The following is a 10,332-nucleotide window of genomic DNA, read 5'->3' as shown; positions in this document are numbered from 1 at the left end:
GTACATCAAGGTTCATAATGAGACACTGGCCAAGCCATTCCGATGGCACAAAAGCGCCGAATCCATTATGACATCGGTCGCGAGGGCAAAGCTGAGTTTAATCGATAATAAGTCATCGAATTAACCGCACGGAACACTAGGCGCTTTGGCGCTGCGGCGATATTTGACCTTGGTAAGGTGCCAGAAGAGGCCAGGCGAGCCGGCATAGCCGTTACGTACAAGGCGGCGATCATGGACGTTGGTAAGATGCCGTTTATCAACAATAACCCGAGGGAGATCCACCGTGCGTTCACTGTCTCAATTTCTGCATGACTACGGCGACAGCCATCAGAACACCGTCAACCAGTGGGTCCATATTGCCTGCGTTCCGGCAATCCTGATATCAACACTGGGATTGTTCTGGCTGATACCGGTAGGGAGCTGGTTTGGCCTTTCTGGCTCTGGGGCGTATTGGGTCAACGGTGCCACGATTCTCGCGGGCTTGTCGGGTATCGTCTATCTGCGCCTGTCGCTTTGGGTATTCGTATTGATGGCGGGTTGGTTTGTACTGTCTTTGTGGGCCATACAGAGTGTGCTGGTCAGTGGTCTGTCCCTGTTCTGGGCCAGTCTTGTGGTCTGGATCGTTGCCTGGGCGGTCCAGGTGGTCGGCCATAAAATTGAAGGCAAGAAGCCGTCGTTTGTGGAAGACCTTGTGTTCCTGCTGATCGGGCCGATCTTCGTTAGCATCGAGTTTGCGGCGAAGCTGGGAATACCGGTGCCCTATGCCCAGAGTGGCCCCCAAAGTGGCCATAACGGTGGGCGTCAGCCTCAGAGTCACTGAATCAAGGCGGCTTGAGGTATGCTTGCAGGGAAATGCAGAGTTGAGTGTAGCGCCATGCAGGCTCCGCCCCTTAAAAGGCCAACCAGCGATCAGGACCACAAGGGCACCGTATTTTTGTGGCAGGATCACTGGCAGGTACTCGGGCAATTAATGCCCAACCGCTCCCATCGCCACATTAGCGCTTCCTTGCTGGTGGGGCTCGACCGTCCCTTTCGGCTGGCTGTGGACGGTGAATGGCGGGAAACCCGCGCCGCCATCGTAGCCCCTGATGTTCCCCAGGCACTGGAGCCCGGGGAGGCCAGAATCTGGATCGCCCAGCTCGATCCCGACAGCGTTTACTGGCGGTCCCTGAAATACGTTACGGCAGGCATGGCCTCCACGGATCTTTCCTTGACCGGTGTGGATCTGCCTGATCCCGAAGAGACAGACTGCGAGGCCATGGCCGGCGCGTTGGCAAGGGTAGCTTCTCAGAGCGGGCACGCGCCCGTTGCACTGGACGACCGTATAGCGGCTATTTGCGGGAAACTGAGGGCGGAGCTGCCGGATCGCCTGGAGCTGAACTCTCTGGCTCAAAGTGTCGGGCTGTCCTCGTCACGGCTGACTCATCTGTTTCGTCAGGAAACGGGCGTGCCGCTGCGCCGCTTTCTTCTGCACCTGAAGATCAACCGCGCATTGGCGTTCTGGGAGCCGGGTATATCCGTCTCCCGGTTGGCGACTGAGGCTGGATTCTATGATCAGCCCCATCTGGTTCGCACGGCACGTGATATGTTCGACGCACTGCCGTCCGCCTATGTGGCGGCGGGATGGTTCAACGTATGCCGTTGTGGTCTCGATGATCAGGCTTTGTCTGATTTCTCGCGTTGACGTTCAGCCTCTTCCCGGGCTTCTTGCTCCACCATGGCGGGTGTCTCCAATGAAATTCGCCCGAGCTTTCCGGAGCGGAATTCGTTGAGCAGTATTTCCGAAACCTTGTGCAGGTCCGGAACGCCGCCTCTCCCCAGGAATCGCCGTTTTGCCGCGATTCCGTCCATCAGGGCCAGGCCGTCTCGAGGCTTTTCTTCGAACCCGTAGCGCGCCATTGCCAGTTCGGGATACGCGTCCAGCAGATAATCCGCTTCGAATAACGCCACGTCCTCAAACTCAATCACCGCACTGCGAATGGCGCCACTAATGGCCAGACGGTATCCGCAGGCCTCTGGGGACAGCTTGGGCCAGAGAAACCCCGGTGTGTCATAGAGCAGGACGTTGTCGGGCAGCTTGATGGCCTGCTGCGCCCGGGTTACTGCGGGCTCATTCCCGGTCTTGGCTGCCGGCCGGCCCGCCATGGTGTTGATCAGCGTGGACTTGCCGACATTGGGGATGCCCAGGATCATCACCCGCAACGCCCGCTTCTGGCGATCTTGATCCGGCGTCATTTCACCAGCCAGCCGCAGTATATCGAGGGCTTCCGCACGCTGGTTGTGGGTCATGGTGATGGCCCGCACGCCACGTTCCTTTTCGAGCCAGCTGAGCCATTGTTCGGTAATGGTCGGGTCAGCCAGGTCCCGTTTGTTGAGTACTTTAATGACGGGTGTATCACCGCGCAGGGCAGGGACCAGCGGGTTTTCGCTGCTGAACGGCAGGCGCGCATCCACGACCTCGATAATGAGATCCATCTGGGGCATTACCTTTTTGATTTCCTTGCGGGCCTTGTGCATGTGCCCTGGAAACCAGTTAATGGCCATGGTTGATACTCCTGAAGTGGCTGAACGGCGCCATTATGGACGGTAATGACTAAATTTTCACATTTCTCTCAACCCGCCCATGGTGGGAGCTGAGGCATGTGAGGGTGTGAAGTATGTACAAAAAGAAGGGGGTTCGGGGTGAAATACCCGGTTGTTTTGATTTAGGGTGTAGGGCTCGAAAACCGAAAGCGACTTAAATAATCGATTAGTGGAGATTTCTATGAAGCTCGTGAAACTGTTCGGAATTGCCCTGATTGCTATCGGGCTGTCCTCTCCGGCGATGGCGCAGCAATCTGGTGGGCAGCCGGACCAGGTTGATCAGCTGGCTCAGATGGTTGGCCTGAGTGAAGACCAGCAGAAAGAAATTCGCGGCATCATTGAAGAGATGCAGGCTGAGATTCAGGAGCTTCAGGGCGAAGCCCAGCAACTGCAGCAGCAGATCCAGGCCCAAATCAAGCCGGATTTCGACGAAGATGCGATTCGTGAAAAAGCGGAAGAGCTTGGTGACGTCACTGGCGAGATGACAGCCATGTCCACCCTGATGCAGGCGAAGGTTGATGCAGTATTTACCGAAGAGCAGCGCGATGAGCTGAACAAGCGTATGCAGCAAATGCAGCAGCAGATGCAACAGCAGCGTCAGATGCAGCGGCAGCAGCAGAAAGGTATGCAGTAAGCGCCGGTAGCTCCAACTGCTGCCTTCTGGGTTCGTGTCTGGAGCTTGGAAAACCGCCTTGGCTTATGGCCTTGGCGGTTTTCTCATTTATAGCCTGTGATTTCGTGCTTAAGCATTGCGGAGAGGGGGGCTTTCAGAAACTCGCCCGTGCGCCAAACGGCTTAACCAGCAAGATGAGCCGAGGCAACAACGTAAGCGCCCCCACCAAAGCCATGAACATGGCAAATCCCGTGAACAACCCGAAGTAGATGGTCGGGATGAAATTCGACAGCACCAGGATCGAAAACCCGGTAATAATCGTCAGCGAGGTAAAGAACATCGCCTGCCCGATGCTGCGGTGGCAGCGGTGCATGGTGGCGAGGTAGTCGCCATCTTTCTCGAATTCCGTCTTGAAACGGTGGATATAGTGAATAGTGTCGTCCACCGCAATGCCCACCGTAATCGCCGCCACCGTGATCGTCATCATATCCAGCGGAATGCCCAGCCAGCCCATCAGGCCCAGCACCGACCCCGCCGCGATCAGGTTGGGGGCCATGCCGATCAGCGCCAGCTTTATCGACCGGAACAGGATCAAGAACATCACCATGATGGCCAGGAAGACAATGCCGATGGTCTTGATCTGGGAATCGAACAGGCTTTGCAGCATGTTGTTGTACATCACCGTCATGCCCGTGAGCTTCACCTGATCGTCCTCAAAACCCATCTCTTCGGTGAGGTGAGTGCGAATGCGGTCCAGCAATGCCTGCCGCCGCAGGTCCGGGGAGGTCTCCAGGATGCGGATGCTGAAGCGGGCCTGGTCGTGCTCTTCGCTGATGTAGGGCGTCAGAAGAATGTCCTTCAAGTCATCCGGCACCGCTGAGGGCACGAACGCCAGTTCCAGGGCATTCAGGGGCTCGCCACCGTTAACCTGGGCAAGGATGCCCAGTGTGGTGCTGATGGACATGACCTTGCCGGTCTCTGGCAGGCTGTCCAGATAATCGTGAACCTTGCCCAGCCGATCCATCTTCTGATAGGTAAACCAGGTGTCCCGGTATTCCTCCGCACCCTCGCAGTCCTCTACAAACGGGTCGCAGTCACTGGCAAAGGGATCACCACCACTGGCAAAGGGATCGCCGCTGGCTTCGCTTTCAGGAGGCTTGTCGTCCGTAATCACCACATCCAGCGGGGTTGTGCCTCCCAGGCGATTATCGATGGTGATCATGCCCTGGTGGATTTCAGTGCTGGACTTGAAGTAGTCGATGAAGCTGTTTTCCACCGTCAGGCGGTTCAGGCCGATGACACAGAGCACCGCGAGGATGGCGGAGCCGACCAGTACGGTTTTGCCGTAGTGCTCGGTAAACCGCGCAAACCAATCGGTAAAGGGAATCCGGTTGGAACGCACCCGGTCGTCCACCGGCGGTGGCAGCAGCGCCAGCAGGGTTGGGAAGATGATAAATGTGATAAGGAACGCCACGGTCAGGCCGATGGTCATCATCCAGCCAAAATCGATCACCGGGCGGATACCGCTGAAGGTAAGCGAGCCGAAAGCAACGATGGTGGTGATGGCCATGTAGAAACAGGGTTTGATCATGGCCAGCAGAGTGCGCCGCAGCGTATCCCGTGATTCGGCTTCAGGGTCGTCGTGCTGGAACTCCCGATAGCGAACGATCAGGTGGATGGTCAGCGAAAGAGTCATGATCAGCAACAACGACACGAAATTGGATGAAATCACCGTGACTGGCCATTGCGCCCAGCTCAGGTAACCGATCACCAGCCACACTGTAAAGCTGCAGCACAACAGCGGCACCAGCACCCAGCGCCACTGGCGGAAAATGATCGCCAGGGTCAACAGCAGGAATATCAGCACGCCAATACCGAAGGTGGACAGGTCGTTCTGGATGAAACGGATCATGTCAGCAACGATCATGGGCACGCCGCCCAGGTAGATCTCGGCGCGGTCACGGTAGCTGTCGAGGATGTCCCTGACCCGTTTGATGGTGCGGTCCCGCTCCTCGCCCTGGGCTTCGGTAAACTCGATGAATGCCTGGCTGACGGTTTCCAGTCTTTGCTGTTCTTCTGCCGAGGCTTGGCCGTTCTGCGCTTTGTCCCGCAGCTCGTTGCGCTCCCGAAGCAGTTCGAAATAGCGCTCGGGAGTAGGCAGATTCACCTGTATCGCGGTGGTTCGTGCGTCTTCGCTGATTAGCAGGTTTGGATACAACGGGTTGTTGAGCAATGCTTTCCTGGCGGTCTCCGGAGCTACGCCATCCTCATCGATGGTCTTGATCTCGGAGTCAACGGTATCCAGGGTCAGGTCCGGGCTGTGGAGCAGGGGGACGTTGAGGATGCTGTTGGTGGAGTTGACGTTCTCCAGGGCGGCCAGTTCGTCCCGCAATGACGCCAGCAACGCCAGGCCCTCATTGCTGAACAATTCCTGGTCGGGTGTGTAGGTGACAACGAGGAAATCGTCGGAGGTGGTGAAGCGGCGATTCACCTCCCGGTATTGCTCCAGGGAGCGATCATCTTCAAGAACAAGCGACTCGGCCGAGGCATCCAGGCGGAACTGGTCCAGCCGCAGGCTGGCTATCAACAGCAGGGCACCGAACAGCAGGAGTACCAGAACAGGACGGGGAAAAATCAGCCGGTCATAGAAAGATCGAAGCCAGGACATCGCAAGAATTACCCTACACAGTGAAAGCGAGTGCAGAGTGTGCCACAAACAGCCAGTCGACGGCGCCCTTGTTTGAGGCCTATTCCAGGGAATTGATCAGTGGTTCAGTCTACCGCTTTGACCGGAATCTGCTGTGCGTTGGAGGAAGCAGGTACTTCTGGCACTGCAAGGCCCAGGTTGTTCTTTTCGAAGACACGATCGGCACGGTAGCTGGAGCGCACCATGGGGCCCGATGGCACTTCCATAAAGCCTTTCTCCAGGCCAATCTCACGGTAACGGTTAAAGTCTTCCGGGGTCACATACTGTTCCACCGGCAGGTGGTTCTGAGTGGGGCGCAGATACTGGCCCAGGGTCAGAATGTCGACGCCGATAGCCCGCAGGTCATCCATGGTTTCGAGGATTTCCTCTTCCGTTTCACCGAGGCCCAGCATCAGGCTGGTCTTGGTGAGCACGTCCGGACGGTACTGCTTGGCGTGGGCCAGTACGCTGAGGGTTTTCTCGTATCCGGCGCGGGGGTCCCGCACACGGGTGGTCAGGCGTTTCACGGTTTCCACATTTTGCGCAAAAACGTCCAGGCCGGAGTCCACGACCTTTTCAACGTGCGCCATGACGGCGTCAAAGTCTGGCGTCAGGGCTTCCACTGCCACTTGAGGCGTGCGTTCCTTGATGGCGGATACGCAGGCCGCATAGTGAGCGGCACCGCCGTCGTCCAGATCGTCTCGATCCACAGAGGTTAGTACGATATAGCGCAGGCCCATGAGTTCAACGGATTTCGCGGTGTTTTCCGGCTCCTCATGGTCCAGCCAGCCTTTGGGGTTGCCGGTATCAACGGCGCAGAAGCGGCAGGCGCGGGTGCACACGGAGCCCATCACCATGATGGTCGCGGTACCATTGGCCCAGCATTCGCCGATATTCGGGCAATGGGACTCCTGGCATACCGTACTCAGACGGTGTTCACTGACGTTCTTCCGAACCGCTTCGTAGCGCTCGCCACCGGGCATGCGTGCACGCAGCCAGGAAGGTTTGCGTTGGGTTTTGGTGTCGATGATGCCCGAGCCCGAGCGCTTGATGCCATCCTTGATCGCTGAGAATCCATGTTCGTTGCGGAACTTGGAACCACTGGTGACGCGTGATTTGGCGCTGTCGCTCATTACTGGGGGACTCTCTTCTCGGGGGCGGATAAAAAGCTTGGCTGACCCTAAAGGGTAATCTGCGCCAACAGAGGATACAAGACGGGTACGGATAATCACGGGGGTTCCGGGTACGACTTTCGTCGTACCCGGTGGCTATGTCAGGCGATGGCTTGGTCCAGTGCCTGACTGATATCAGCAATGATGTCATCCACATGCTCAATGCCAATCGACAGGCGCACCAGGTCTTCACTGACCCCCGCACTCGCCAGCTCTTCGGGATTGAGCTGTCTGTGTGTTGTTGTGGCAGGGTGGCAGGCTAGGGATTTGGCGTCACCAATGTTGACCAGGCGGTAGATCAGTTGCAGGGCGTCAATGAACTTTGCACCGTTCTCGAGTCCGCCGGTAATGCCGAAACTGAGAATGCCCGACGCACGGCCACCGCAGATTTTGTCACAGGTGGCTTTGTAGGGGCTGTCGGCCAGGGTGGCGTAGTTCACCCACTCCACTGATGGGTGATTCTGCAGGAAATTGGCCACTTTTTCGGCGTTTTCGCAGTGTCTTTCCATGCGCAGGCCAAGTGTTTCAAGCCCCTGCATGATCAGGAATGCGTTAAATGGAGCCAACGCTGCGCCGGTATTGCGCAGGGGAACCACCCGGCAGCGCCCGATGAAAGCAGCGGCGCCAAGGGCTTCGGTATAGACCACACCGTGGTAGGAGGGGTCCGGCTCGTTGAGCATGGGGAACTTCGCCTTGTTGGCGGCCCAGTCGAACTTCCCGGAGTCGACCACCACACCCGCTACAGTGGTGCCGTGGCCGCCGATGTATTTGGTCAGCGAGTGCACCACGATGTCTGCACCGTGTTCGAAAGGCCGGCACAGGAAAGGCGTTGCCACGGTGTTGTCGACAATCAGCGGGATGCCATGTTTGTGGGCGATATCGGCCCAGCGCTGGATATCCACCACGTTACCGGCCGGGTTGCCAATGGATTCGCAGAACAGGGCGCGGGTGTTGTCATCAATCGCTTTCTCCACTGCCTCAAAGTCGTCGTGACGCACCATACGGCAGTCGATGCCCTGGTTTGGCAACGAGTGGGCAAACAGGTTGTAGGTGCCGCCATAGAGCTGGCCGGTACTGACAATGTTGTTGCCCACTTTGCAGATGGTTTGCAGGGAGTAAAGGATGGCCGCCATACCCGAGGCCACCGCGAGGGCACCCACACCACCTTCAAGCTGCGCCATACGCTCCTCCAATACGGCATTGGTGGGGTTCATGATGCGCGTATAGATGTTGCCCTGTACCTTCAGGTCAAACAGGTCCGCACCGTGCTGAGTGTCGTCGAACGTGTAGGACGTAGTCTGATAGATGGGCGTGGTTGCGGCGTTGGTCGTTGGGTCGCCGTCGAAGCCAGCGTGAAGGGCGAGGGTTTCCGGTTTCATGGTTGAGCATCCCTTTTGTCATGCGTTTTTGTCGAGTTCGAACATCCCGAGTGAGTATGCCACAGGCATGAGAATGTGAGCATTGTTTCATGTAGGCTCGCATCAGCTTGTGACTTCCGTGTTTCCGCGCTAGGTTCGAACAGATATGACTGTCTACAACCTGCAAACAATAGCGAGTAAAGCAAACCGGATGGAGGAAGGCAGCGGGCGCTGGCTGTCCCGTGCACTATTGGTCTGCCTGACCCCATTGATGTTCGTTGCCTGTAGCGATAGCGACGATAATCACGCAAAAGGTGGTGAGCGGGCGCTGGATGCTGCGGGTATTGATGCACCGGAGACCCGCCTGAAGGAAAACCCGACTACTGGAGAGAAGCTGGCACGAAGACAGATACTTGTTCGGGGCAACGCGAGCGAACCGGCTTCGCTGGACCCCCAGCTGGTGCAGGACAGCGTGGGTGGCGCCATCGTGGTTGACCTGTTCGAAGGGTTGACCCGCAGCGGCCCCAGAGGGGATACCGAGCCTGCGATGGCGACGTCCTGGGCCTCCTCGAACAACAACCTGACCTGGACATTCCAGCTCCGTGAAGACGGCCGCTGGAGCGATGGCAGCACCGTTACCGCCCAGGATTTCGTGTACGGCTGGCGCAGGGCGGTGGACCCGGAGGTAGGCTCAAACTATGCGTATTACATCGAGTCCGCCGGGGTGGCCAATGCCGGCGAGATCATCGCTGGGGACAAGGCACCGGATACGCTGGGTGTGCGTGCCGTCGACGATTTCACCTTCGAGGTAACCCTGGACGAGCCGATCACCTACCTGCCGGACATGACCGTTCACTACACCATGTTTCCCGCCCCTAGCCAGGCCATCAAGGCCCACGGTGAGGACTGGACCAGGCCTGGCAAGATGGTCTCTAATGGCGCTTATACGCTGCGGGCCTGGCATATCGGAGAGAAGCTGGTGGCGGCTCGCAATCCCCATTACTGGGGGGATGGCAGAACCATCATCGACCGGGTGGTCTACCTGCCGATCGAGTCTTCGTCCGCCGAGCTTCAGCGCTACGCCAGTGGCGAGTTGCACATGACCTCCACGGTGCCGGTGTCCCAGATGGCCCGGTTGAAAAAAGTGCGGCCCAAAGAGTTGGTGATGGTGCCCAGCATGGCCACGTACATGTATGCCTTCAACGTCAACAGGCCGCCCTTTGACGACGTGAGAGTGCGGCGGGCGCTGACCTACGCCATTGACCGCAATATCATCGTCAGCTACATCACCCGGGGCAACCAGATGCCGGCATTCACGCTGACACCTCCCTACGTCAGCGGTTTCGACTTCCGGCAGCCGGAGTACGCTACCTGGCCACAGACCCGCCGCGATGAAGAGGCGCGCGAAGCCCTTGAGGAAGCCGGCTACAATGAAGATAACCCACTGGAATTTGAGCTGCTCTACAACACTGATGAAAGCCACAAAGCGCTGGCGATCGTGGTCAGTCAGATGTGGAAAGAGAAACTGGGGGCGAAGGTCACCATCAGCAATCTGGAGTGGAAGACCTTCCTCTCCGAGAAGCAGGCTGGCAACTATGGTATCGCCCGGTTTGGCTGGAAAGGGGATTACAACGAAGCCTCCACCTTTCTGACCCTGCTAACCCGCGACAGTGGTAATAACGACGGCGGCTGGAGCAATGAAACATACGACCAGTTGCTGCTGGATGCCCGTTCCAGCGACGATCCCAATCCCTATTATGTCAGGGCCGAGGAGATTCTGTGGCAAGAGTTTCCGGTGGTGCCGGTGTACTTCAACACCACGGTGGCGCTGGTGAGCCCATCCCTGAAGGGTTATCCGGAGAAGAACCCCCGTAACATTGTTTACAGCAAGGATATGTACATCACGGCAGACTGAGGGAA

At 57.7% G+C, this 10,332-nt stretch carries 8 protein-coding genes; 4 read left to right on the top strand and 4 right to left on the bottom strand.

The window, feature by feature from the left end:
* Positions 1-283 precede the first annotated feature (283 nt).
* Positions 284-820, top strand: a complete 537-nt coding sequence (locus tag AC13D2_RS01690) for an Mpo1 family 2-hydroxy fatty acid dioxygenase (protein ID WP_482938129.1) — start codon at positions 284-286, stop codon at positions 818-820.
* Positions 821-874: 54 nt separating this feature from the next.
* On the top strand, positions 875-1,684 hold the full coding sequence (locus AC13D2_RS01685; protein ID WP_482938128.1) for a helix-turn-helix transcriptional regulator: 810 nt from the start codon (positions 875-877) through the stop codon (positions 1,682-1,684).
* Here AC13D2_RS01685 and ylqF read toward each other — a convergent pair.
* Positions 1,657-2,544 (bottom strand): ribosome biogenesis GTPase YlqF, encoded by an 888-nt coding sequence (ylqF, locus tag AC13D2_RS01680; RefSeq protein WP_482938127.1) that lies wholly within the window; start codon positions 2,542-2,544, stop codon positions 1,657-1,659. The two genes, AC13D2_RS01685 and ylqF, sit on opposite strands and share 28 nt — an antisense overlap.
* A 220-nt stretch (positions 2,545-2,764) precedes the next feature.
* Between ylqF and AC13D2_RS01675 the strand changes: the two genes are divergently transcribed.
* Entirely contained in the window at positions 2,765-3,217 is a 453-nt protein-coding gene (locus tag AC13D2_RS01675; RefSeq protein WP_292050064.1) for a Spy/CpxP family protein refolding chaperone, read from the top strand.
* A gap of 133 nt (positions 3,218-3,350) precedes the next feature.
* Here AC13D2_RS01675 and AC13D2_RS01670 read toward each other — a convergent pair whose 3' ends face one another.
* From AC13D2_RS01670 to AC13D2_RS01660, 3 genes are all read right to left on the bottom strand, one after another.
* Positions 3,351-5,864 carry an efflux RND transporter permease subunit gene (locus AC13D2_RS01670; protein WP_292050063.1) on the bottom strand — a complete coding sequence of 838 codons (2,514 nt, stop codon included), beginning with the start codon at positions 5,862-5,864 and terminating at the stop codon, positions 3,351-3,353.
* A 104-nt stretch (positions 5,865-5,968) separates the two neighbouring features.
* Complete coding sequence (gene lipA, locus AC13D2_RS01665) at positions 5,969-7,015, bottom strand: lipoyl synthase (RefSeq protein ID WP_292050062.1); 1,047 nt, start codon at positions 7,013-7,015, stop codon at positions 5,969-5,971.
* A 140-nt stretch (positions 7,016-7,155) separates the two neighbouring features.
* Positions 7,156-8,433: an O-acetylhomoserine aminocarboxypropyltransferase/cysteine synthase family protein gene (locus AC13D2_RS01660; protein WP_292050061.1), complete on the bottom strand. Its 1,278-nt coding sequence runs from the start codon at positions 8,431-8,433 to the stop codon at positions 7,156-7,158.
* Positions 8,434-8,578: 145 nt separating this feature from the next.
* Here AC13D2_RS01660 and AC13D2_RS01655 point away from each other — a divergent pair, with 145 nt between their 5' ends.
* The gene (locus tag AC13D2_RS01655) at positions 8,579-10,327 is read left to right on the top strand and encodes a peptide ABC transporter substrate-binding protein (protein ID WP_482938126.1); all 1,749 of its coding nucleotides are present in this window, start codon (positions 8,579-8,581) and stop codon (positions 10,325-10,327) included.
* Positions 10,328-10,332 lie beyond the last annotated feature (5 nt).

It is taken from the genome of Marinobacter sp. B-12, assembly GCF_056857915.1.
This window is presented reverse-complemented; position numbering and strand designations above follow the sequence as displayed.

What these genes read in the sequence shown, in the direction of transcription:
- AC13D2_RS01660 (WP_292050061.1), bottom strand. Translation starts at nt 8,433, where the DNA reads ATGAAACCGGAAACCCTCGCCCTTCACGCTGGCTTCGACGGCGACCCA.
- lipA (WP_292050062.1), bottom strand. Translation starts at nt 7,015, where the DNA reads ATGAGCGACAGCGCCAAATCACGCGTCACCAGTGGTTCCAAGTTCCGC.
- AC13D2_RS01670 (WP_292050063.1), bottom strand. Translation starts at nt 5,864, where the DNA reads ATGTCCTGGCTTCGATCTTTCTATGACCGGCTGATTTTTCCCCGTCCT.
- AC13D2_RS01655 (WP_482938126.1), top strand. Translation starts at nt 8,579, where the DNA reads ATGACTGTCTACAACCTGCAAACAATAGCGAGTAAAGCAAACCGGATG.
- ylqF (WP_482938127.1), bottom strand. Translation starts at nt 2,544, where the DNA reads ATGGCCATTAACTGGTTTCCAGGGCACATGCACAAGGCCCGCAAGGAA.
- AC13D2_RS01685 (WP_482938128.1), top strand. Translation starts at nt 875, where the DNA reads ATGCAGGCTCCGCCCCTTAAAAGGCCAACCAGCGATCAGGACCACAAG.
- AC13D2_RS01675 (WP_292050064.1), top strand. Translation starts at nt 2,765, where the DNA reads ATGAAGCTCGTGAAACTGTTCGGAATTGCCCTGATTGCTATCGGGCTG.